Origin of the sequence: Litoribacterium kuwaitense (assembly GCF_011058155.1) — a bacterium.
Classification (GTDB): domain Bacteria; phylum Bacillota; class Bacilli; order Bacillales; family DSM-28697; genus Litoribacterium; species Litoribacterium kuwaitense.
This window is the reverse complement of the sequence record NZ_JAALFC010000027.1, coordinates 1-24658: the sequence shown is the minus strand read 5'-3', so window position 1 is coordinate 24658 and position 24658 is coordinate 1. Positions and strand designations below refer to the sequence as shown.

At 44.8% G+C, this 24658-nt stretch carries 23 protein-coding genes, 2 pseudogenes and 1 other annotated feature; all 25 genes and pseudogenes read right to left on the bottom strand.

The genetic code is table 11. The features are described 5' to 3' along the window. Positions 1–101 precede the first annotated feature (101 nt). A complete protein-coding gene (gene rplB / locus G4V62_RS13125) occupies positions 102–932 on the bottom strand; it encodes a 50S ribosomal protein L2 (protein WP_165202932.1) in 831 nt (276 codons plus the stop codon). Positions 933–956: 24 nt separating this feature from the next. Then, positions 957–1244 (bottom strand): 50S ribosomal protein L23, encoded by a 288-nt coding sequence (gene rplW / locus G4V62_RS13120; RefSeq protein WP_165202930.1) that lies wholly within the window; start codon positions 1242–1244, stop codon positions 957–959. After that, positions 1244–1864, bottom strand: a complete 621-nt coding sequence (gene rplD, locus G4V62_RS13115; protein ID WP_165202928.1) for a 50S ribosomal protein L4 — start codon at positions 1862–1864, stop codon at positions 1244–1246. Before rplD ends, rplW begins: the two co-directional genes overlap by 1 nt. 28 nt (positions 1865–1892) lie before the next feature. Further along, complete coding sequence (gene rplC / locus G4V62_RS13110) at positions 1893–2522, bottom strand: 50S ribosomal protein L3 (protein ID WP_165202926.1); 630 nt, start codon at positions 2520–2522, stop codon at positions 1893–1895. A 33-nt stretch (positions 2523–2555) separates the two neighbouring features. Further along, positions 2556–2864 carry a 30S ribosomal protein S10 gene (rpsJ, locus tag G4V62_RS13105; RefSeq protein ID WP_165202924.1) on the bottom strand — a complete coding sequence of 103 codons (309 nt, stop codon included), beginning with the start codon at positions 2862–2864 and terminating at the stop codon, positions 2556–2558. A gap of 298 nt (positions 2865–3162) precedes the next feature. Further along, positions 3163–4350, bottom strand: a complete 1188-nt coding sequence (tuf, locus tag G4V62_RS13100) for an elongation factor Tu (RefSeq protein ID WP_165202922.1) — start codon at positions 4348–4350, stop codon at positions 3163–3165. 129 nt (positions 4351–4479) lie between these two features. Then, positions 4480–6558, bottom strand: coding sequence for an elongation factor G (gene fusA, locus G4V62_RS13095; RefSeq protein WP_165202920.1), 2079 nt, complete (start codon positions 6556–6558; stop codon positions 4480–4482). A 45-nt stretch (positions 6559–6603) separates the two neighbouring features. After that, on the bottom strand, positions 6604–7074 hold the full coding sequence (gene rpsG, locus G4V62_RS13090; RefSeq protein ID WP_165202918.1) for a 30S ribosomal protein S7: 471 nt from the start codon (positions 7072–7074) through the stop codon (positions 6604–6606). A gap of 47 nt (positions 7075–7121) precedes the next feature. Next, the gene (gene rpsL / locus G4V62_RS13085; protein ID WP_165202916.1) at positions 7122–7538 is read right to left on the bottom strand and encodes a 30S ribosomal protein S12; all 417 of its coding nucleotides are present in this window, start codon (positions 7536–7538) and stop codon (positions 7122–7124) included. Positions 7539–7654: 116 nt separating this feature from the next. Beyond that, complete coding sequence (locus G4V62_RS13080; RefSeq protein ID WP_165202914.1) at positions 7655–7909, bottom strand: 50S ribosomal protein L7ae-like protein; 255 nt, start codon at positions 7907–7909, stop codon at positions 7655–7657. An 87-nt stretch (positions 7910–7996) separates the two neighbouring features. After that, positions 7997–11622 (bottom strand): annotated as a pseudogene (rpoC, locus tag G4V62_RS13075) (DNA-directed RNA polymerase subunit beta'). 38 nt (positions 11623–11660) lie between these two features. Then, entirely contained in the window at positions 11661–15197 is a 3537-nt protein-coding gene (gene rpoB, locus G4V62_RS13070; protein ID WP_165202912.1) for a DNA-directed RNA polymerase subunit beta, read from the bottom strand. Positions 15198–15573: 376 nt separating this feature from the next. Continuing rightward, complete coding sequence (locus G4V62_RS13065) at positions 15574–16173, bottom strand: class I SAM-dependent methyltransferase (RefSeq protein WP_165202910.1); 600 nt, start codon at positions 16171–16173, stop codon at positions 15574–15576. Between the two features lie 108 nt (positions 16174–16281). Next, positions 16282–16647: a 50S ribosomal protein L7/L12 gene (rplL, locus tag G4V62_RS13060; protein WP_165202908.1), complete on the bottom strand. Its 366-nt coding sequence runs from the start codon at positions 16645–16647 to the stop codon at positions 16282–16284. Between the two features lie 33 nt (positions 16648–16680). After that, positions 16681–17181 carry a 50S ribosomal protein L10 gene (gene rplJ, locus G4V62_RS13055; protein WP_165202906.1) on the bottom strand — a complete coding sequence of 167 codons (501 nt, stop codon included), beginning with the start codon at positions 17179–17181 and terminating at the stop codon, positions 16681–16683. Positions 17182–17323: 142 nt separating this feature from the next. Further along, positions 17324–17479 (bottom strand) — a sequence feature (ribosomal protein L10 leader region). A gap of 35 nt (positions 17480–17514) precedes the next feature. Beyond that, entirely contained in the window at positions 17515–18210 is a 696-nt protein-coding gene (gene rplA, locus G4V62_RS13050; protein WP_165202904.1) for a 50S ribosomal protein L1, read from the bottom strand. A 92-nt stretch (positions 18211–18302) separates the two neighbouring features. Next, positions 18303–18728: a 50S ribosomal protein L11 gene (rplK, locus tag G4V62_RS13045; protein WP_165202902.1), complete on the bottom strand. Its 426-nt coding sequence runs from the start codon at positions 18726–18728 to the stop codon at positions 18303–18305. A gap of 113 nt (positions 18729–18841) precedes the next feature. Then, the gene (gene nusG / locus G4V62_RS13040) at positions 18842–19375 is read right to left on the bottom strand and encodes a transcription termination/antitermination protein NusG (protein ID WP_165202900.1); all 534 of its coding nucleotides are present in this window, start codon (positions 19373–19375) and stop codon (positions 18842–18844) included. Positions 19376–19546: 171 nt separating this feature from the next. After that, positions 19547–19732 (bottom strand): preprotein translocase subunit SecE, encoded by a 186-nt coding sequence (gene secE, locus G4V62_RS13035; protein ID WP_165202898.1) that lies wholly within the window; start codon positions 19730–19732, stop codon positions 19547–19549. Between the two features lie 311 nt (positions 19733–20043). After that, the gene (gene sigH / locus G4V62_RS13030) at positions 20044–20694 is read right to left on the bottom strand and encodes an RNA polymerase sporulation sigma factor SigH (protein WP_165202896.1); all 651 of its coding nucleotides are present in this window, start codon (positions 20692–20694) and stop codon (positions 20044–20046) included. A gap of 71 nt (positions 20695–20765) precedes the next feature. Next, positions 20766–21275 (bottom strand): NYN domain-containing protein, encoded by a 510-nt coding sequence (locus tag G4V62_RS13025; RefSeq protein WP_165202894.1) that lies wholly within the window; start codon positions 21273–21275, stop codon positions 20766–20768. Between the two features lie 3 nt (positions 21276–21278). Continuing rightward, positions 21279–22022 carry a 23S rRNA (guanosine(2251)-2'-O)-methyltransferase RlmB gene (gene rlmB, locus G4V62_RS13020; protein ID WP_165202892.1) on the bottom strand — a complete coding sequence of 248 codons (744 nt, stop codon included), beginning with the start codon at positions 22020–22022 and terminating at the stop codon, positions 21279–21281. 7 nt (positions 22023–22029) lie between these two features. Then, a complete protein-coding gene (locus G4V62_RS13015) occupies positions 22030–22437 on the bottom strand; it encodes a Mini-ribonuclease 3 (protein WP_165202890.1) in 408 nt (135 codons plus the stop codon). Further along, entirely contained in the window at positions 22434–23837 is a 1404-nt protein-coding gene (cysS, locus tag G4V62_RS13010) for a cysteine--tRNA ligase (RefSeq protein ID WP_165202888.1), read from the bottom strand. Before cysS ends, G4V62_RS13015 begins: the two co-directional genes overlap by 4 nt. Then, positions 23834–24480, bottom strand: a pseudogene (gene cysE, locus G4V62_RS13005) (serine O-acetyltransferase). Before cysE ends, cysS begins: the two are co-directional and overlap by 4 nt. Between the last annotated feature and the right edge of the window lie 178 nt (positions 24481–24658).

Sequence of the window (24658 nt, the reverse complement as noted above, 5' to 3'; positions counted from 1 at the left end):
AAGTCGTCCTCTGTCTCTTAGAGAACATCGCATGCTTTCCTTTTGTGTTCAATCGTTCGCTGACGACTTTAAAAATAGAATAGGCCGGAAAGACCGACCACTTATTTTTTGCGGCGACGTACAATATATTTGTCAGACGGTTTGTTTTTCTTGCGTGTTTTATAACCAAGTGTTGGTTTACCCCAAGGAGACATTGGTGATTTACGTCCGATTGGTGCGCGACCTTCACCACCACCGTGTGGGTGATCGTTCGGGTTCATTACGGAACCACGAACCGTTGGACGCTTACCGAGCCAGCGAGAGCGTCCCGCTTTACCGATGTTGATCAATTCGTGTTCAACATTTCCAACTTGACCTACAGTTGCACGGCATGTTGCTAGGATCATACGTGTTTCGCCGGAGCGAAGACGTACAAGTACGTATTTTCCTTCTTTACCAAGCACTTGTGCTTCAGAACCTGCAGCACGAACGAGCTGACCACCATGTCCAGGCTTGAGCTCAATGTTGTGTACAACTGTACCGACCGGAATATTCTTCAAAGGCAAGGCGTTTCCGATTTTGATGTCTGCGTCTGCGCCGGAAGTAATTTCGGTACCAACTTTAATTCCTTTAGGTGCAAGGATGTAACGTTTTTCGCCATCCACATAATGGATAAGCGCAATGTTCGCCGAACGGTTCGGATCGTATTCGATCGTAGCAACGCGTCCTGGTATTCCATCTTTGTCACGCTTAAAGTCGATAATACGGTATTTCTTCTTGTGTCCGCCGCCTTGATGACGAACTGTAATACGGCCTTGATTGTTACGTCCAGCTTTTTTTGGAAGTGCACTTAGCAAGCTCTTTTCCGGCTCAGTCGCTGTGATTTCCGAAAAATCACTTCCAGTCATATGACGACGACCGTTAGATGTTGGCTTAAACTTTTTAATAGCCATAGTAAGGTTCCCTCCTTTTCTTCATTATTCGGCTTCGAAAAAGTCGATTTCTTTACTTTCAGCAGTCAACGTGACGACCGCTCTTTTCTTACTAGCTGTATATCCGCCGTAACGACCCATACGCTTAAACTTTCCTTTGCGATTAAGAACGTTTACTTTATCAACCTTTACATCAAAGATTGATTCAACGGCTTGCTTGATTTGTGTTTTGTTGGCTTTCACATCAACGTCGAAGGTGTATTTTTTGTCTGCCAGAAGATCTGTAGACTGCTCGGTGATTACCGGGCGCTTTAGAACATCCCTTGCGTTCATTATCCGAGCACCTCCTCTACTTTGGCTACTGCGTCTTTTGTGAATACCACTTTGTCATGCTGCAAGATGTCAAGTACATTAATGTCCGATGCTTTCAGGACAGAAACGCCTGGAATATTACGCGCTGACAGAGCAATCGTTTCATCAACATCTGCAGTAACGATCAATGCCTTGGCTGCAGATAGGTTGTTTAATACAGCAACCATTTCTTTTGTTTTCGGTCCTTTGAACTCAAGGGCTTCAACAACAACTGCATCATTTTCTAGTACACGTGAAGACAATGCAGAGCGAATCGCAAGACGACGCACTTTTTTAGGAAGCTTATAGCTATAGCTACGTGGCGTTGGACCAAACACTGTTCCGCCTCCAACCCATTGTGGTGAACGGATTGAGCCTTGACGTGCACGGCCAGTACCTTTCTGGCGCCATGGCTTTCTGCCGCCTCCTCTAACTTCGGAACGATTTTTCACCGCATGCGTTCCTTGACGACGTGAAGCTTGTTGCATAACGACAGCATCATGCAATACGTGTTGATTCGGTTCGATTCCAAACACAGCATCTGACAATTCAATATCGCCAGCTGTGGAACCATCTTGTTTATAAAGTACTACTTTCGGCATGAACGTTTCCTCCTTTCCCTACTGGCTTTTAGTTCGCATTCGCCGCGCTAGTGACTTTTACAAAACTCTTTCTCGGTCCTGGTACATTACCTTTGATAAGAAGCAAGTTACGCTCTGCATCAACACGAACAATTTCAAGGTTTTGTACAGTAACCTTTTCTCCACCCATTTGTCCTGGTAGATTTTTTCCTTTAAAAACGTGCATTGGGTCAATTGGTCCCATCGCACCTGGACCACGATGATAACGAGAACCGTGTGTCATTGGTCCGCGGGATTGATTATGACGTTTAATTGAGCCTGCAAAGCCCTTACCTTTTGATGTGCCTGTAACGTTGACGATATCGCCAGCTGCAAAGGCATCAACGGTAATTTCCTGACCTAGCTCAAGTCCTTCAGCATCGATACTTTTAAACTCGCGAACAAAACGCTTCGGTGAAACTCCAGCTTTTCCAGCGTGGCCCTTCGCCGGTTTGTTCTGACGAGAAGGCTTTTGATCGGCATAGCCTACTTGAACTGCTGTATAGCCATCTTTTTCTTCAGATTTCTTTTGAAGGACGACGTTTCCAGCTGCTTCAATAACCGTTACCGGAATGAGATCGCCGTTTTCGGCAAAAACTTGTGTCATCCCAACTTTTTTACCTAAAATTCCTTTAGACATGTGTGTACACCTCCTGTTTTTCAAAGTGTTTTATTATAATTTAATTTCAATATCGACACCTGATGGTAAATCCAAACGCATCAACGAATCAACAGTTTGTGGTGTCGGACTGACGATATCAATCAAACGCTTATGTGTACGCATCTCAAACTGCTCACGAGAGTCTTTATATTTGTGTACCGCACGAAGAACCGTGTAAATCGATTTTTCTGTTGGCAATGGAATCGGCCCTGATACATTTGCTCCCGAACGTTTTGCAGTATCCACAATTTTTTCAGCAGATTGATCTAGAATTCTGTGATCATATGCTTTCAAACGGATACGGATTTTTTCTTTTGCCATTTTATTCCCTCCTTTACGCCCATATTTAGTATAGACACTTCTCCGCGGAAATTTCCCTTGCGCCCTGCCATGGCAAAGGGGCCTGACGCCAGCAACCTTCCACTTCATCGCAACGTATCCGTGTGTTCCCCCACACAGGAGGGGGATGCACACTTTTTCAATTATACAGATGTCACGATCGAATATCAAGGAATTTCCGAGGTTTATTTTAAAAAAACACCTGGAATTAATTGTTTTTTTCAAAATCAAAAGTCCAGCAAAAAAGCGACCTTATCAGGCCGCTTCTTTCTTTATTTCATTATTTGATGATTGTAGATACAACACCAGATCCAACAGTACGTCCACCCTCACGGATAGAGAAGCGAGTACCGTCCTCGATCGCGATTGGTGAAATCAATTCTACTGTCATTTCAACGTTGTCTCCAGGCATAACCATTTCTACACCTTCTGGAAGGTGAACAACGCCAGTGACGTCCGTTGTACGGAAATAGAACTGTGGACGGTAGTTTGTGAAGAATGGCGTGTGACGTCCACCCTCTTCTTTTGAAAGAACGTAAACTTCTGCTTTAAAGTTTGTGTGAGGTGTAATTGAACCTGGCTTAGCAAGTACTTGCCCACGCTCAATGTCTTCACGAGCTACACCACGAAGAAGGGCACCGATGTTGTCGCCAGCTTCTGCATAGTCAAGAAGCTTACGGAACATCTCTACACCAGTAACTGTTGTTTTCTTAGCTTCTTTAATACCAAGAATTTCAACTTCGTCACCGACTTTTACTTCTCCACGCTCTACACGTCCAGTCGCAACTGTACCACGACCTGTGATTGAGAATACGTCCTCAACAGGCATCATGAAAGGCTTGTCAGTGTCGCGCTCTGGAGTTGGGATGTACTCATCAACAGCAGCCATCAATTCAACAATTTTTTCTTCCCATTCAGCTTCGCCTTCAAGAGCTTTCAAAGCAGAACCTTTGATAACAGGGATGTCATCGCCAGGGAAGTCGTATTCAGAAAGAAGGTCACGAACTTCCATCTCTACTAGTTCAAGAAGCTCTTCGTCGTCAACCATGTCACACTTGTTCAAGAACACAACAAGTGCAGGCACACCAACGTTACGAGAAAGAAGAATGTGCTCACGTGTTTGTGGCATAGGTCCGTCTGCAGCAGATACGACAAGGATACCGCCGTCCATTTGTGCAGCGCCAGTGATCATGTTCTTAACATAGTCTGCGTGTCCTGGGCAATCTACGTGTGCATAGTGACGACTATCTGTTTCATACTCTACGTGAGCTGTAGAGATTGTAATTCCGCGCTCACGCTCTTCTGGAGCACCGTCAATTTGGTCATAAGCCATTGCTGACCCTTTACCAGATTTCTTGTGAAGAACAGAAGAGATTGCAGCTGTAAGTGTAGTTTTACCATGGTCAACGTGACCGATTGTTCCAATGTTACAGTGTGACTTGGAACGGTCGAATTTTTCTTTAGCCATTCGTATTTCCTCCTTATTTACATCAGAGAATAGTATTATGTGGTCAGGATAAGCCACCTTCTCGCTTCTCCTGAAAGTCCCATCGAGCTAGTCACCTACAGTTATACTGGATGACAGCATGAAAATCAATTATTCACCGGTATTTTTTTTAATGATCTCTTCAGCAACGCTCTTTGGCACTTCTTCATAGTGGTCAAAGTGCATTGTGTAAACACCGCGGCCTTGCGTGTTAGAGCGAAGTGCTGTTGCATAACCGAACATTTCAGATAGTGGTACGAAAGCATTGATGACTTGTGCGTTTCCACGTGCACCCATACCTTCAACGCGGCCACGTCGAGATGTAATATCGCCCATAATATCACCCATATACTCTTCAGGAACGATGACTTCAACTTTCATCAACGGCTCAAGAAGAACTGGGCTACATTTCGATTTAGCGTTTTTCAATGCCATAGAAGCAGCAATTTTAAACGCCATCTCGTTTGAGTCAACATCGTGGTATGATCCGTCGAAGAGCGTCGCCTTAATGTCAACCATCGGATATCCGGCAAGTGGACCATTATTTAACGCATCTTCTAAACCTGATTGAACAGCTGGGATGTATTCACGTGGTACTGAACCACCGACGATTTTGTTTTCAAATTCGAAGCCAGCACCTTCTTCAAGTGGTTCGAAACGAACCCATACGTGACCGTATTGTCCACGTCCACCGGACTGACGGACAAACTTACCTTCAACCTCAGCTTCGCTGCGGAAGGTTTCACGATATGAAACTTGAGGTGCACCAACTGTAGCTTCAACTTTAAACTCACGCTTCAGACGATCAACGATAATGTCTAGGTGAAGCTCACCCATTCCGGAAATAATCGTCTGTCCTGTTTCTGCGTTCGTTTCAGTTCTGAAGGTTGGATCTTCCTCAGCCAATTTCACAAGTGCGATCGACATCTTGTCTTGGTCAGCTTTAGATTTTGGCTCGATGGCTACATCGATTACAGGCTCAGGGAATTGCATAGACTCTAGGATAACGAGGTTTTTCTCGTCACAAAGCGTGTCACCAGTCCCTGTGTCTTTTAAACCAACAGCAGCTGCGATATCTCCAGCGTAAACTGTCGAGATCTCTTCACGAGAGTTCGCGTGCATTTGTAGAATTCGACCGACACGTTCTCTTTTATCTTTCGTAGAGTTCTTGATATAAGTTCCGGAATCAAGAGTACCAGAGTATACGCGGAAGAATGTTAATTTCCCAACATAAGGGTCGGTCATTACTTTAAAGGCTAAAGCAGAGAAAGGTCCTTCGTCGCTTGCTTCGCGAGTCACTTCCTCTTCAGAACCTGGAACGAACCCTTTAATTGGAGGTACGTCTACAGGAGCCGGCAAGTAATCAATGACTGCGTCTAACACAAGCTGTACACCTTTATTTTTAAAGGCTGATCCACAACATACTGGGTAGAATTCAACATTCAATGTTGCTTTACGGATCGCTGCTTTGAGTTCAGCCACTTCAATTTCTTCACCTTCAAGGTACTTCATCATCAACTCTTCATCAAACTCAGCCACTGCTTCAATGAGCTTACCATGATGCTCTTCGGCAAGTTCTTTCATATCCTCAGGAATCTCAGTATCATTGGAGCGAGTTCCTAAATCATCTTCATAGTAGTAAGCTTTCATTTCTACAAGATCGATGATTCCCTCAAAATTGTCCTCGGCACCAATTGGCAGCTGAATTGGATGAGCATTTGCTTGAAGACGCTCATGAAGCGTACCAGTAGAATAAAGAAAATCTGCTCCGATCTTATCCATTTTGTTAATGAATACGATCCGGGGAACACCGTAAGTAGTCGCCTGGCGCCAGACGGTTTCCGTTTGTGGCTCTACACCTGATTGGGCATCCAGAACAGCAACTGCGCCATCTAGTACACGCAAAGAACGTTCTACTTCAACTGTGAAGTCTACGTGCCCTGGTGTATCAATGATGTTTACGCGGTGCCCTTTCCACTGGGCTGTTGTAGCAGCAGACGTGATTGTAATACCACGTTCCTGCTCCTGCGCCATCCAGTCCATCTGTGATGCACCTTCGTGCGTTTCACCGATTTTGTGAATACGCCCGGTGTAGAAAAGAATGCGTTCGGTGGTCGTCGTTTTTCCAGCATCGATGTGAGCCATAATGCCGATGTTACGAGTATTCTGCAATGAGAACTCTCTGGCCATACATTCTTCCCCTTTCTTGTGGTCGGTTTTATACCTTTTAAAATCCTACCAACGATAGTGCGCAAACGCTTTGTTTGATTCAGCCATTTTATGCGTATCTTCACGTTTTTTCACAGCTGAACCTGTATTGTTCGCAGCGTCCATGATTTCATAAGCAAGACGCTCTTCCATAGTTTTTTCACCACGTAAGCGTGAATAGTTTACCAACCAACGCAGGCCAAGAGTAATACGACGCTCTGGACGAACTTCAACCGGCACTTGGTAGTTGGAACCACCAACACGACGAGCTTTTACTTCAAGAACAGGCTGAATGTTTTTTAGTGCTTCTTCAAACACTTCCATAGGTTCAGATCCTGTTTTTTCTTGGACGAGGTTAAACGCTCCATAGATAATAGATTGTGATTTTCCTTTTTTACCGTCCACCATAAGCTTGTTGATCAAACGAGTGACAAGTTTTGAATTATAAATTGGGTCCGCCGCAACATCACGACGAGGGACTGGTCCTTTACGAGGCATAATGCCAACCTCCTTCCGTATTATAATCACGAGAGCTTACATTCGTGTTAGCTTGATTTTGGTTTCTTTGTTCCGTATTTTGAACGTCCTTGACGGCGTCCATCTACACCTGCTGTATCGAGTGCACCACGAACGATGTGGTAACGTACCCCTGGCAAGTCTTTTACACGACCGCCACGAATCAAAACAACGCTGTGCTCTTGTAGGTTATGACCGATCCCAGGGATATACGCTGTAACCTCAATTCCATTCGTCAATCGCACACGAGCATATTTACGAAGCGCTGAGTTTGGCTTCTTCGGAGTGATCGTACCAACACGAGTACACACACCACGCTTTTGTGGAGCAGAGTAATCCGTCTGAGCTTTTTTCAAACTGTTATACCCTTTGTTCAATGCAGGAGAGTCAGATGTTTTTGCTTTGCTGAAACGTCCTTTACGAACGAGCTGGTTAATTGTTGGCATGGTTTTTCCTCCTTCCAAAAAAAGTATTTTTCAATCCCACACAGCCAGGTGATTCATATCGAGCGAAAAACAACGTCTTTGCAGAGAATGCATACACACCCTCCGCAAAAACGTATTTATTCCACCTTTTTAACGGCCACTGCAGTCGCGCCAACATCAATGCCGCACACCTTGCCGAGCCTAAGCATCGAATCTACCGTATAGACGGTTATTTGGTGATCGCGAGCCATCTGCAAAATGGGCTCAATTACAACCGAGTCAGCATCATTCGCGACAACTACGTCAACCAATTCACCGTTTTTAATGGCTTTTAGTGTTTGCTTCGTACCAATCCGCTTATGACTGGCCTGCTTTACTTTTTCATAAGACATTTTTTCGTCATATCCTCCAAAGCACACAGGTATTTTGAAGCACCTTGCATATCATATCACCATCATTACAATACTGTCAACTGCTGATCACGATTCCTGTGCGACAATTTCTTCTGCAGACGACTCAGTGCTATTCGTAGCAATGGCATCTACAGTTGCCTTCGGTACCGAGCGACGATAACGAGGCATTCCCGTACCTGCAGGGACAAGTTTACCAATAATCACGTTTTCTTTCAGCCCGAGCAGCTCATCACGCTTACCTTTAATCGCTGCATCGGTCAGAACGCGTGTGGTTTCTTGGAACGATGCTGCTGACAAGAATGAATTTGTCTCAAGAGATGCTTTCGTAATTCCAAGCAAGAGTGGGCGGGCAATCGCTGGCTGCTCTTTACGCAAGAGGACATCACGATTGGCTTCACGGAATTGATGAATGTCCATCAATGAGCCTGGGAGAAGGTCTGTATCCCCGCCGTCAATAACCCATACTTTTCTCATCATCTGACGGACCATAACCTCAACGTGCTTATCTCCGATTTCAACCCCTTGCATCCGGTATACTCGCTGAACTTCATGCAGCAAGTATTCTTGAACGCCGTCGACCCCTTGGACTTTTAGAAGCTCTTTCGGATCAACAGAACCCTCTGTTAACTCTTGACCTGCGATGACTTCGTCACCTTCAAACACCTTGAGGCGAGCACCATACGGAGCTGTATATGAACGCGTTTCAGCGTCGCCTTGCACAGTGATCTCTTGCTTATCTTTCACTTCATTAATTGCAATGACTTTTCCGTGGATTTCAGAAATGACTGCTTGCCCTTTCGGATTACGGGCTTCAAACAACTCTTGAATCCTCGGAAGACCTTGCGTAATGTCGTCTCCAGCAACTCCACCTGTGTGGAACGTACGCATCGTTAGCTGCGTTCCTGGCTCACCGATTGATTGCGCAGCGATAATACCTACCGCTTCGCCGACTTCTACATCGGAGCCTGTAGCCAGGTTGCGTCCGTAACATTTTTTACATACACCATGGCGGGTGTCACATGTAAATGCCGAACGAATGGTGACCTGTTCTATGCCCAAATCTTCAATAAGACGGGCTTGCTCCTCGTTAATGAGTTCGTTTCTTTTAACAATCGGTTCACCTGTGCTAGGGTGCTTCACTGTTTTAAATATCACTCGGCCAACTAGACGCTCATAAAGTGGTTCAATTAATTCATTGCCCTCTTTAAGCGCACTAACAGCTAAGCCTCTATCTGTTCCGCAATCGTCTTCGCGAACAATGACATCTTGGGCTACGTCAACAAGTCTTCTCGTCAAGTATCCAGAGTCGGCCGTTTTCAAGGCTGTATCTGCCAGACCTTTACGAGCACCGTGTGTAGAAATAAAGTACTCGAGAACGGTGAGTCCTTCGCGGAAACTTGAGCGAATCGGAAGCTCGATGATTCGTCCAGCCGGGTTGGCCATAAGTCCACGCATTCCGGCAAGCTGTGTAAAGTTTGAGGCGTTTCCTCGGGCACCAGAATCACTCATCATAAAGATCGGGTTTCGGCGATCTAAAGATGCCATCAATTTTTCCTGAATCTGATCTTTTGCTGAACTCCAGATTGAGATAACGCGATCGTAACGCTCCTCCTCGGTGATCAAGCCACGTCGGAATTGCTTTAAGACCGTCGAAATTTTATCTTCACAAGCCTTTAAGATATCTTCCTTATCTGGCAACACGACAATATCAGAAATCCCTACAGTAATACCTGCTTTTGTAGAGTAACGGAAGCCGAGGTCTTTCATTCGGTCCAGCATTCTAGATGTCTCTGTAATTTTAAATCGCTTGAACACTTCTGCAATAACATCTCCGAGGATGCCTTTACTAAATGGTAACACGAACTCGCGGCTTGCAATTTCTTTCTTGAGATCGGTTCCCATTGGTACAAAATATTTATCAGGCGTCGCCTGCTCTAAATTATATTGCGTCGGCTCGTTCATATACGGGAACGAGTCCGGCAAAATCTCATTGAAAATGAGCTTTCCTGGCGTTGTAATAAGGTACATGTTTTTCTGTTCTTCGGTAAACCGCGGGTTATTTAGTGACGACGCGGCAACAGCAACCCGAGAATGCAAATGGACATAACCACTTTGATAAGCGATCAACGCTTCATCTGCATCCTTAAACGCCATGCCCTCTCCAGCAGCCCCTTCTCTTTCAAGGGTGAGGTAATAGTTACCAAGAACCATATCCTGTGATGGTGTAACAACAGGTTTTCCATCTTTAGGGTTCAAAATGTTTTGCGCTGCAAGCATTAAAATACGTGCTTCTGCTTGTGCTTCGGCGGACAATGGCACGTGCACAGCCATCTGATCCCCGTCAAAGTCTGCGTTGTATGCAGTACATACAAGTGGATGAAGACGAATTGCTCGACCTTCAACAAGCATCGGTTCAAATGCTTGAATACCTAGGCGGTGAAGCGTCGGTGCACGGTTAAGTAGAACTGGGTGCTCTTTAATGACTTCTTCTAGAACATCCCAAACTTCCGGCTGCACGCGCTCAATCTTACGCTTGGCACTTTTAATGTTATGCGCTAAGCCTCGATCAACAAGCTCTCTCATGACGAATGGCTTGAACAATTCAAGTGCCATTTCTTTCGGGAGACCGCACTGATACATTTTCAAGTTTGGCCCTACAACAATAACGGAACGACCAGAGTAGTCGACACGTTTCCCAAGCAAGTTCTGACGGAAGCGACCTTGCTTTCCTTTAGCATATGAGACAGTGACTTCAATGGACGGTTTCCAGGTCCTGTCACCGGACGACCTCTTCGTCCATTATCGATCAATGCATCGACAGCCTCTTGGAGCATTCGCTTTTCGTTCTGAACGATAATACTTGGCGCACCAAGGTCTAGCAATCGCTTGAGGCGATTGTTCCGGTTGATGACGCGGCGGTATAAATCGTTTAGGTCTGAAGTCGCAAAACGCCCACCATCCAATTGCACCATTGGACGAAGCTCTGGAGGAATCACTGGGAGGACATCTAAAATCATCCACGCTGGTTTGTTGCCAGAATGACGGAATGCCTCAAGCACTTCCAATCGTTTAATCGCTCGTGTACGTCGCTGACCTTGAGCTGTTTTCAGCTCTTCTTTCAATGCCGCAACCTCTTTATCTAAATCAATGTCCTGAAGGATTTTGCGAATCGCTTCAGCGCCCATGTTCGCTTGAAATCCTTTGCCATATTTATCTCTGTAATTACGGTATTCCTTTTCAGACAAGAGCTGCTTCTTCTCAAGCGGCGCTTCCCCGGGATCCGTCACTACATAAGAAGCAAAGTAAATAACTTCCTCTAGAGCACGTGGTGACATGTCAAGCACGAGACCCATCCGGCTTGGAATTCCTTTAAAGTACCAGATGTGGGAAACAGGAGCAGCTAGCTCAATGTGCCCCATGCGTTCCCTACGAACTTTTGCTTTCGTTACTTTCACACCGCATCGGTCACATACAACCCCTTTATAGCGAATGCGTTTATACTTTCCGCAATGACATTCATAGTCTTTTTGCGGACCGAAAATGCGTTCGCAAAACAAACCATCTTTTTCAGGCTTCAACGTCCGATAGTTAATGGTTTCCGGCTTTTTGACTTCACCATGCGACCAAGAGCGGATTTTATCGGGCGAGGCCAATCCGATTTTCATAAACTCAAAGTTATTGACATCTAACAAGGGGCCTACCTCCCTTTGTGATCTTTAACTTTTCCCATTCACACTTCCTGGCTGGGTTCAGTATCAAGGTTTAATTTATCAGCGGCGCTATCTTCTTCGTCCTCAATATCCTGCAAATCAATTTCCTCTTCATCGATTGAGAGCATTTTCACGTCCATACCGAGGCTCTGAAGTTCCTTGATCAATACTTTAAAGGATTCAGGAATGCCAGGCTCTGGCACATTTTCCCCTTTGACGATCGCTTCATATGTCCGAACACGACCAACAACGTCATCCGACTTCACCGTCAGAATTTCCTGAAGGGTATATGCGGCACCATATGCCTCAAGCGCCCATACCTCCATCTCACCAAAACGTTGCCCACCAAATTGAGCTTTACCGCCCAAAGGTTGCTGTGTAACGAGAGAGTATGGTCCTGTTGAACGGGCATGAAGCTTGTCATCAACCATGTGTGCAAGCTTAATCATGTACATGACCCCTACAGAGACACGATTGTCAAACGGTTCACCCGTACGGCCATCGTACAAGACAGACTTCGCATCACGTGGCATCCCTGCTTCTTCTAATGTCTCCCAAACATCTTCCTCAGTTGCACCATCAAAAACTGGAGACGCGACACGGATATTCATCTTTCTTGCAGCCATACCAAGGTGAAGCTCTAGCACCTGTCCGATATTCATTCGTGACGGAACGCCAAGTGGGTTCAACATAATATCAACCGGTGTTCCATCAGGCAAGAATGGCATATCTTCTTCAGGAAGAATTTTAGAGATAACCCCTTTGTTTCCGTGACGTCCGGCCATTTTATCGCCCTCAGAGATTTTTCTCTTCTGAACGATATAGACACGAACGAGCTGGTTTACACCTGGAGGCAGCTCATCACCGTCTTCACGGTTGAAAATCTTTACGTCTAGAACGATACCGCCACCACCGTGAGGTACGCGCAGAGACGTGTCACGAACTTCGCGAGCCTTCTCTCCAAAAATGGCGTGCAGGAGCCGTTCTTCAGCTGTTAGCTCCGTGACCCCTTTTGGTGTTACTTTACCAACAAGGAGATCATTGTCATGCACTTCGGCACCGACGCGGATGATGCCACGATCATCTAAATTACGCAATGCGTCTTCGCCCACATTTGGAATATCACGCGTAATTTCTTCAGGACCGAGCTTTGTATCTCTCGCTTCAGATTCATATTCTTCAATATGAATTGACGTATAGACGTCATCTTTAACGAGTCGCTCACTCATAATAATCGCGTCTTCGTAGTTATATCCATCCCATGTCATGAATGCAACAAGGACGTTTTGACCTAATGCCAATTCACCCATATCCATGGATGGACCATCAGCCAATATTTCACCGCGTGTTACTTGATCGCCTACAGAGACGATCGGACGCTGGTTATAGCACGTACCATGGTTGGAACGAATAAATTTCGCCAATCGATATTTATCAAGGTCACCCTTAACGAGCTGACCATTCACCTCTTCTGTACGACGCACCCACACTTGCTTCGCTTCTACTTTCTCGACAGTTCCCGGGTGCTTCGCTATTACAGCGGCGCCGGAATCTTTACCAGAGACGTATTCCATTCCAGTACCGACAGTTGGTGCATCAGGAGTTAACAATGGAACTGCTTGACGTTGCATGTTTGCTCCCATGAGTGCACGGTTCGAGTCATCGTTCTCTAAGAATGGTATACACGCCGTCGCGGCAGAGACGACTTGCTTTGGCGAAACGTCCATATAGTCGACGCGCTCTTGTGGAACGAGGTTGTTTTCACCACGGAAACGACAAATGATATTATCATCTGTAAAAGACCCATCATCATTTAAGCGAGCATTTGCTTGCGCAACGACATAGTTGTCCTCTTCGTCGGCAGTCAAATAGTCGATTCGATCGGTGACCTTATTCGTTTCTGGATCTACTCTTCGATATGGTGTTTCGATAAAGCCAAACTTGTTGACCTTCGCAAAGCTCGACAAAGAGTTAATTAGTCCAATGTTTGGTCCCTCTGGGGTTTCAATTGGACACATACGACCGTAGTGGGAATAGTGGACGTCTCGCACTTCAAACCCTGCACGCTCTCTCGTCAAACCGCCAGGTCCAAGCGCTGACAGCCTCCGTTTATGGGTTAACTCAGCTAGTGGGTTCGTTTGGTCCATAAACTGTGAGAGCTGTGAACTTCCGAAAAACTCTTTAATGGATGCGATGACGGGTCGGATATTAATTAGCGCTTGCGGTGTAATGGCATTCGTATCTTGAATCGACATTCTTTCACGCACAACGCGTTCCATCCGGGAAAGCCCGATACGAAACTGGTTTTGTAGCAATTCTCCGACCGAACGCAGCCGGCGATTTCCGAGATGATCGATATCGTCTGTTTCCCCAACTTTATACAAAAGGTTGAAGAAGTAGCTGATGGAAGAAATGATGTCCGCAGGCATAATATTTTTCACATGCTCTTCAATCATTCCATTGCCTAAAACCGTAAGCACCTGCTCATCCTCGGTATCATCTGGTGCATAAATTTTAATGGACTGAAGGGAAATATCATCATCCAGCACTCCGCCAGCCGGATGGAATTTACGGAAACCTACATTGTTTTCGATGTAAGGTAAGATCTTGTCTAAAAGGCGGCGATCCAACATCGCACCTTTTTCTGCTAATACTTCTCCGGTATCAGGATCAGCGAGCGTTTCTGCGAGGCGCTGGTTAAATAACCGGTTTTTAATGTGAAGTTTTTTGTTGATTTTATAACGACCTACGCTAGCAAGGTCATAGCGCTTCGGATCAAAAAATCTTGTTTGAAACAGGCTTTTCGCATTTTCCACCGTAGGAGGCTCTCCTGGGCGCAGGCGTTCATAAATTTCAAGGAGCGCTTTTTCTGCATTTTCGGTGTTGTCCTTTTCTAGTGTATTGCGAATGTACTCATTGTCTCCAAGCAAGTCGATGATTTCTTGATCAGTTCCAAACCCTAAAGCACGCAAAAGCACCGTCACAGGTAGCTTTCTTGTACGGTCAATCCGCACATAGATGACGTCCTTGGCATCGGTCTCATATTCTAACCACGCACCGCGGTTTGGAATCACGGTCGCTGTATACCCTTTCTTGCCGTTTTTATCAATCTTTTTGCTATAATAGACGCTTGGGGATCGAACAAGCTGAGAAACAATTACTCGTTCTGCGCCATTAATTACAAAAGTACCGGTATCTGTCATCAAAGGGAAATCGCCCATAAAAACATCCTGCTCTTTGACTTCTCCGGTTTCTTTGTTTAAAAGACGGACTTTCACTCGCAACGGAGCAGAATAGGTCACATCTCTCTCCTTAGACTCATCGACTGGATACTTTGGCTCACCAAGACTATAGTCGATAAATTCGAGGGATAGATTGCCTGTAAAATCTTCAATCGGCGAAATGTCCTGAAACATTTCTTTGAGCCCCTCATCAAGAAACCATTGATAGGATGCGGTTTGGATTTCAATGAGATTCGGCAGATCCAGCACTTCGTTGATGCGCGCATAACTCCTGCGTTGGCGGTGGCGTCCAAACTGCACTGTTTGACCTGTCAACTACTTCACCCCTCAGAACATGCTATTTGATCGTTTTTCGCATATCATTTATACGAGAAACGTTTGACCTATGTTTGCATTACGTCAATTCATAACGTCACAACATTCTGTGACGTAGAAAAACAAGAGTCACAAAGACTGCTTGATTTTAAAGGGTATTTCGCGCATTATAAATATGCGTGAGTGCAAACAAAAAGAAAAAGGGTTTCACTAGAAAACCTCATTTTTCATTTGTCCACCTATCTAATTTTTGCAGTCTTCCCCGTTTCGATACCTTTTATACGTGCGTATGACAAATCGGGAAATATCCTGCTAAAACAAACGATAAAAAGACTTATCGGCATTATATAATGCTATCACAATTGTCAAGTCAGAGTCAAATTTTTTTTGCAACAATCACTTGATACCCTTTTTCACGGCTTACAACTGTGACATCAGAGAACATGTCAGCCAATTTATCTTTCGCCGATGGAGCGCCTTGCTTTTTTTGAATCACAATCCACAACTCGCCCCCAGATGCTAACGCAGCATGTGCATCCTCAAATAACTGATGAACCACTTTCTTTCCTGCGCGTATAGGGGGGTTCGAGATGACCACTGCCAATTGATCCGGCACCCCACTTAACAAATCCCCTTGCTGTACACGACAGTTTTCAAGATCGAAGCGAGCAATATTTTTTTTCGAGAGTTCAACCGCCCGTTCATTCACATCAGCCATCCATACCGTACGATCTTGATGGTGAGTTGCGAGATAAATGCCAATAGGCCCATATCCACACCCAATATCCGCGACCGCACCCTTCACTTCAGGCATTACAAACGCTTCGAGCATCTGTTTTGTCCCGAAATCAATCTGCTCTTTTGAAAATACGCCATGGTCAGTCCAGAACGAGTAAGACTCTCCTTTTATGCTGGCTTCAATGAGCTTTGGTGCACTTTCTGCGGACGGACGATTCGTATAATAATGATCTCCCATGCATTCGGCCCCTTTCACCGATGTCGGCGTCACTTTGAAAATGAACGAAAGAAAGAGATAAGAAAAACCCGCCAAATCACGCGGGTTTTTCTATCATCGTTGTTGGAGTTACTTTACTTCAACTTTAGCGCCAACTTCTTCAAGCTTACCTTTAAGCTCTTCAGCTTCCTCTTTCTCAATGCCTTCTTTCAAAGGCTTAGGAGCGTTGTCAACAAGCTCTTTTGCTTCTTTCAAGCCAAGACCAGTGATTTCACGAACCACTTTGATCACTTTAATTTTTGAAGCACCTGCATCTTCAAGGACTAGGTCAAATTCAGTTTGCTCTGCTGCACCGGCACCTTCAGCTGCGCCGCCTGCTACTGCAACAGGAGCAGCCGCAGTAACTCCGAATTCTTCTTCGATTGCTTTAACAAGGTCGTTTAATTCTAGAACAGTCATTTCTTTGATCTGTTCGATGATTTGATCTTTACTCATGAAATGTTCCTCCTTAGATAATGGTTTTGGGCGTTACGCGCCCTCTTCTTCTTTTTGATCAGCCACAGCTTTTGTAGCCAAGGCCATGTTTCGCATTGGTGCTTGTAGCACGCTAAGCAACATAGAGAGAAGCCCGTCGCGAGAAGGTAGTTCTGCTAAAGCCTTCAGCTCATCTGCTGATGTGACGTTGCCCTCAATGACACCAATTTTAATTTTCAATGCTTCATTCTCTTTAGCAAAGTTATTTAAAACTTTAGCCGGAGCGATGACATCATCTTCACTGAACGCAACCGCTGTAGGACCAACAAGCTCCTGTTCTACACCAGCAATTTCAGCCTGCTCAGCAGCGCGGCGAGTCATCGTGTTTTTATACACTTTATACTCAACGTTTGCTTCACGAAGTTGTTTGCGTAGCTCGGTTGTCTGAGCTACGTTGAGGCCACGATAATCAACAAAAATCGTCGCTTTACTGTTGCGAAGCTTTTCCGCGATATCTGTGACTAACTGCTGTTTCTGCTCGAGTACTTTACTCATGTGCACACCTCCTATATATCATTTCCACCAGTTGACCTATATCAACTAGCATGACACGCTAGAATCAAAAGGAAGAACCTTTATTCTAGCAAACCTTTCCGTAGTCAGAACAAGGTTTGCACCTCATTCCAAGGAGACGGTTGACAACGTATAAAAAGCCCTCAGCGCGAAGACGCACGGAGGGCATATCGATTCAACGTGATGACTGACCACCACGATAGATATCAATGCTGTCCACCTCGGCAGGAGATTAAGCCTATAAAGCACCTGCTGTCTACGGCTACAATGTAAAACCTTTACTATTATAGCGACCGAAGTCGTCTAAAGTCAACCTTAACCTACAATAGATGATACATCTAATTTAATACCAGGACCCATCGTCGAAGTAATTGAAGCATTCTTCATATAAGTTCCTTTTGCAGCTGCAGGCTTTACTTTCATTAATACATCCGCAATGGCATTTAAGTTGTCTTGAAGTTTTTGCTCATCAAAAGACATCTTACCAATCGGAACATGAACGTTTCCTGTTTTATCTGCGCGGTATTCAACTTTACCAGCTTTAATTTCTTGCACAGCTTTAGTCACGTCAAAAGTAACAGTTCCTGTTTTCGGGTTAGGCATTAACCCTTTCGGTCCAAGAACACGTCCTAATTTACCGACTTCACCCATCATATCTGGTGTCGCTACGATGACATCAAACTCAAACCAACCTTGGTTGATTTGGTTAATGTAGTCGCCTTCACCAACATAATCTGCGCCTGCTGCTTCTGCTTCTTTTGCTTTTTCACCTTTAGCGAAAACAAGCACACGCTGGGTTTTTCCTGTTCCATGGGGCAATACAGTTGCTCCACGGATTTGCTGATCAGCCTTTTTTACGTCAATTCCTAGACGAAAAGCTGCTTCAACGGTTTCATCAAATTTTGCAAAGGATGCTTTCTTCAAAAGCTCAATCGCTTCAGCAACGCTGTAGGCTTGTTGTGAATCAATGAGTTTTGCAGCATCACGGTATTGTTTGCCTCGTTTCGGCATATTCTTATCCTCCTTCATGTGGTTGTAGCGGCTGGGACCTCCCACTTGAAAAAAAGGTTGCGAATGCTCGCTTCGCAACCTCAGCGCTTGTTTTAGTCTTCGACAACTAATCCCATACTGCGCGCTGTTCCTTCAACGATACGCATAGCTGAATCAATATCAGCAGCATTGAGGTCTGGCATTTTTGTTTCAGCGATTTCACGAACTTGATCACGCTTCACAGTGCCGACTTTATTTCGGTTTGGCTCTCCAGAACCGGATTCAATGCCGACAGCTTTTTTCAGCAATACAGCGGCCGGCGGAGTTTTCGTAATAAACGTAAATGAACGGTCTTCATACACGCTAATTTCTACCGGGATAATCAAACCAGCTTGATCTTGGGTTTTCGCGTTAAATTCTTTACAAAATCCCATGATGTTTACACCAGCCTGACCGAGTGCCGGTCCAACCGGTGGTGCCGGATTCGCTTTCCCTGCAGGAATTTGCAGTTTTACAACCTTGGCCAATTTTTTAGCCACGGGACACACCTCCTTAAGTTCCGTGATGTGGTCACAGGGCAGGTTACATACCCTCCCACTCGCATTCAAACACTATAATACTAGCACCTTATATGACGCAACGCAAGTTTTTTTTACATTTTATCTACTTGATCAAAATCGAGCTCTACCGGTGTTTCACGTCCAAACATACTAACAAGCACTTTAATTTTTTGGCGATCGTTATCGATCTCTTCGATCGTTCCGGTAAAGTCAGCAAACGGCCCGTCATTGACTCGGACATTTTCCTGTATCGCAAAGTCCACGCCCATTCGCTGTTCTTCCATACCCATTCTCTTTAAAATGACTTCCACTTCTTCCGGGAGCAACGGTGTTGGCTTAGATCCAGAACCCGTTGAACCGACGAAGCCTGTCACACCAGGCGTATTTCGCACGACATACCAAGAGTCATCCGTCATCACGATTTCGGCAAGGACATAACCTGGGAAGACTTTCTTTTTGGATACTTTCCGCTTGCCATTTTTAATTTCTGTCTCTTCCTCTTCTGGAACAACGACTCTAAAGATTTTATCTTGCATACCCATCGATTCGACACGTTTTTCAAGATTTGCCTTCACTTTATTTTCATACCCTGAATACGTATGAACAACGTACCAATTCTTTTCCATTTTATTCGGCCGAGGCCGCCAGTCCCTCCCCTGGAGTGTGCACTTTAAATACTTGTAAATTCACTGCATCAAAGCTTGCACTCATATAAATTGTCCATATAGTGTAAAAAACCCGAATCATCGGGTTTTTTGCGTTCATCATATCTACCATTATAGCACGAGCAGTGCTTGTTATTCAGCAAGAACAAAATCAATGACGGTACTTATCGCTAAGTCGGTCACTGTAAAAAATAACGTCATAAAAATAACAGTCACTAAAACGGTTACTGTATAACGAAACAATTCATTCCGTTTTGGCCATCTTACTTTTTTCATCTCATTGACAACTTCGCGTAAAAAGCGGATGATTTTTCCCATGATTAAACCCCCAACGAATGAATGCGACGAGTTTCGGAAATGACAATAGCATACGAAGCCCTCGTCTTCCGTCAGATCGTCTCACGATGTATTGAATACACGTTGCATGCCAAATGACATTTCAAACATGCTCCCAGTGTCAATGCTCTTCAACGTCACATCCAATGACTAAACAGTACAAAAGGATGCACAACGACGTTTAAATGGTCAACACCTATATCGGGCATTCAAAAATCATCACGTATACAACAGTACGAATTTATCATAAGCTTGTTCAACATGTCAACTAGACATGCCATTCATTCGTGGATCTACAGGGTGATTTCTCGAATCTCCAAGTAGCGCTCCAACTTGCGTTTCACTCGTTGAAGAGCATTGTCAATCGATTTTACGTGGCGATTCAAATCAACAGAAATCTCCTGATACGATCGACCGTCCAAATAAAGAGCAAGTACTTTCCGCTCAAGATCACTTAAGAGTTGAGCCATCTTCATCTCGATATCATAAAATTTTTCTCTCGTAATTAACAGCTGCTCAGGGTCAGAAGCTCTCGTTCCCGTCAGCACATCAAGAAGCGTTCGGTCGGACTCTTCATCGTAAATAGGCTTGTCCAAAGATACATATGAATTCAACGGAATGTGCTTTTGTCGCGTGGCGGTTTTAATTGCTGTAATAATTTGTCTCGTAATACATAACTCCGCAAAAGCCTTAAAGGATGCGAGCTTGTCCTCTTTAAAATCACGAATCGCCTTAAACAGACCAATCATTCCTTCTTGGACAATATCTTCTCGGTCTGCTCCAATTAAAAAATACGATCGTGCTTTGGCACGGACAAAGTTTTTATATTTGTTGATGAGATAGTCAAGGGCTTCTACGTCTCCGAGCTGTACTAATTCTACAATGTCTTCGTCTTCCAGCTTATCCAATGACGGCTTGTCCAAATTGTCGAGATGCAGGCTCAATCAAATCCCTCCGACTCTTCGCTCTTTTTTCAGAATTATTATACAACAATTAAAAAACTAGCGTCAATACTTCAATGGTCTTTACGCCTCCATTTTTCAAAGATTTGTGCGACATCTTCTGACAATGTAAGCCGATTCGACAGCTTTTTTTGATGGTCTTTTTTTACAGATTGATTGATATTCCGTTCAATTTCTTGAATTTCCCTGAGCAATTCTCTAGCAGAAATTCGCAATGCCCCTTGGCCAAATATACTCCATTGTTCAGCGTAATCTGAGGTAGCTACAAAAATGCGTGTTTTTACATTTTTTAAAGCAATGGCTAATTTTTCTATTCGTTCATCAGCGGTTTCTTTTTCCTTAGTGAAAATGACTTCAATCCCTGCCTGATGATGTTTCTTCTCGAGGCCTCTCTGCAAATAAGCATCAAAGATGACGATGACTCGATAGCCGGTATATGCTTTATACTCAGCAAGCATGTCAATCAAACGGTGGCGCGCAGCTTCATAGTCTTTTTCTTTGATTCTCTGCAAGTCTGGCCAGGCACCAATCATATTGTAGCCATCCACTAGGAGTACATCCATTCGTTATTCCCCTAATGGATGGCGCTTACGATAAACCTCATACATCAATAAACTAGCAGCAACAGAAGCGTTCAACGAAGAAACGTGACCGACCATAGGCAAACGGATAAGAAAGTCGCATTTTTCACGGACAATTCTACTCATCCCTTTGCCTTCATTGCCAATGACAAGACCGAGCGGCAAACCTGCATCCAATGTTCGATAGTCTGCCTCTGCCTCTGCAGCAGTACCGGCGATCCATACACCTTGCTTTTTGAGATCCTCTATCGTCCGAGACAAATTTGTCACTCGCGCAACAGGCACATACTCCAATGCACCTGTTGCTGTCTTGGCCACAGTCTGCGTTAAGCCAACCGCTCGTCGCTTTGGAATGATGACACCATGCACACCACTCGCATCCGCTGTCCGCAAGATTGAACCTAGGTTGTGCGGATCCTCAAGCTCGTCCAACAGTAAAAGAAAAGGCGGCTCACCTCGATCTGCCGCTCGCTTTAGAATGTCATCTATAGAGCTATATACATAAGCAGCCACAAGCGCTGCTACACCTTGATGAGCTTGATCTGTCAGTTGATCTAGCTTTTGCTTTGGGACTTCCTGAATCACTAGCCCTGCTTCTTTGGCGAGGGAAAATACTTGTTTCATTTGCCCTTTTTGAGCGCCTTTTTGAATCCATATCTTTTCCATAGAACGACCCGCTCTTAACGCTTCAATAACGGGGTTTTTTCCCGTAATCCACTCTTGTTCCACGAAAAACTCACTCCTTTCCTTCCTGCTCAATCTGCGCAAAAGCAATTGCGCACAGTTGATTAAGTCGTTCATATTCTTCTTGGAGAAATAAGTAGCCTAGAAGCGCTTCAAACGCTGTGGCATGGCGATAAGTCGACACATCTGCAGATTTCGGCGGAGTACCGGACTTTGCATTGCGCCCTCTCCTCGTCACAGCCAACTCTTCTGTCGTTAATTCCTCGATGTCTAACAAATGATGAAGGGCAGACGCTTGCGCGTGGGCAGATACATAGGTCGTCGCCTTTTCGTGTAGTTCATTTACTTTTTTATAGCCGAGCAACAAAAGGTGATACCTGACCGCCTGGTGGTAAACTGCGTCTCCCATATATGCTAGCTCTACCCCGTTTAACGAATGGATATCTACCTTATTCTTCATGTCGTCAACCGCTTCCAGCGCGTGCCTTGTGGCGTATCTTCTAATTCAATTCCTCGTGCTTTCAAATGATCTCTAATCTCATCAGCACGTTGAAAATCTTTGCTTTTTCGCGCCGCTATCCTTTCCTCAATCAGCGTAGTAATGTCTTCGTCTAGCAATGTGTCCTCTCGTAAAACGAGACCGAGCACTTCAGCCATTTCATCCATTGCCTCTAAGAAGGCCGTAATGACTTGTGCAGAAACGCTGCTTTTTTCAATATACGTATTGGCATCACGAGCGACATCAAAAAGCACAGTGATCGCATTTGCTGTATTGAGATCATCATTCATTGCTGCAGTAAATCTTTCTAATGCACGCGCTGGCTTGTCGAGCCAATTGCCTTCATCAGCAAGGTCCGGTGTTTGCTCAAGTCGATAAGAAAGATTACGATACGTTGTCTTCAATCGCTCCATCGCATTCCGTGTGCTCTCCATCACCTCTTCGTTAAAGTTAATTGGCTGACGATAATGAACCGACAACAACATAAAACGAAGCAATTGCGGATCATATTTTTTAACAAGGTCGTGCAAGAGAACAAAGTTGCCAAGGGATTTTGACATTTTTTCATTATCAATTTGAATATAACCATTATGAAGCCAATAATGGGCCATCGGCTCTCCCGTCAAGCTTTCAGACTGCGCAATCTCATTTTCGTGATGCGGAAAAGCGAGATCCTGGCCGCCAGCGTGGATATCGATTGTATCACCAAGATATTTGCGAATCATCGCTGAGCATTCAATATGCCAGCCTGGCCGCCCCTCGCCCCATGGGCTGCTCCAATGGATCTCTTCAGGTTTCGCTTTTTTCCAGAGCACAAAATCGAGGGGGTCAGCTTTCTGTTCCCCGACTTGAATTCGTGAGCCTAGCCGTAGCTCATCGATCGATTGATGTGACAGCTTGCCATAATCTTCAAAAGATCTTGTCTTGAAATAGACATCTCCATTAGATTCGTAAGCGAAGCCTCGATCGACTAATGTTTGAATGAATGCAATAATGGGGTCCATATTTTCCGTAACTCGTGGATGACTGCAAGCTTTTCTGACATTTAAGGCGCCTACATCTTCATGATAGGCTTGAATAAACCTTTCCGCAACGATAGGTACATCTTCACCGAGCGTTTCGGCTGCTTTGATGAGCTTATCGTCAACATCGGTAAAATTGGATACGTAATTAACATCATAGCCTTGATGCTCTAAATGCCTCCGTAATGTATCAAATACGACCGCCGGACGAGCGTTACCGATATGAATATAATTGTAGACAGTTGGTCCACAAACATACATTTTGACCTTCCCTTTTTCTAAGGGGACAAACACCTCTTTTTTTCTCGTTAGTGTATTAAACAATTGTAGTTCACTCATGACGACGCTCCTTTCTTTATTTCATCGAGGGCATACCGCATTTCGTCCAGTTCCTTTTCCAACTGCTTGATCTTTTCAGAAACAGGGTCTGGTAAATCACAATGGTCTAAATCACGCGGCAGACGCACCCCATTCTGCGCGACAATTCGACCAGGAATACCGACCACCGTGGAGTTTTCCGGTACATTCTTTAAAACAACAGAGCCGGCACCAATTTTGGAGTTTTTTTCAATGACAATCGATCCAAGCACCTTCGCGCCAGCAGCGATCAGAACGTTATCTTTAATCGTTGGGTGTCTTTTCCCTTTTTCTTTCCCTGTGCCTCCGAGGGTAACCCCTTGGAAATGGTGACATGATCGCCGATTTCACATGTTTCTCCGATGACGACCCCTACGCCATGGTCAATAAAGACACGGCGGCCAATCTTCGCTCCCGGATGGATTTCGATCCCGGTCATAAAACGACTAAATTGGGCAATGAACCTCGCTAAAAAGTATAGGCGACGTTTAAACAGACCATGAGCTACTCGGTGTAGCCAAATGGCGTGTAACCCCGAATACGTTAAAATCACTTCAAATTTATTACGTGCTGCAGGATCCTGATCAAAAACCACCTCTATGTCCTGCCTCAGTACATCCCACATGCTTTTTCCTCCCTTGCTGGTCTGTAGTGTACTTTGCTTTCATTGCACAAAGAAGCCGTGTGTTCATCGTGAGAAATATGGTTCTACGTCAATAGTTGGGGTGGGAGCCCTTCGCTCCTGCCCCTACTCTTTACCCCACTTGAAAGTCTTGAATGTGTTTCAATTGTTGGCTTAATAA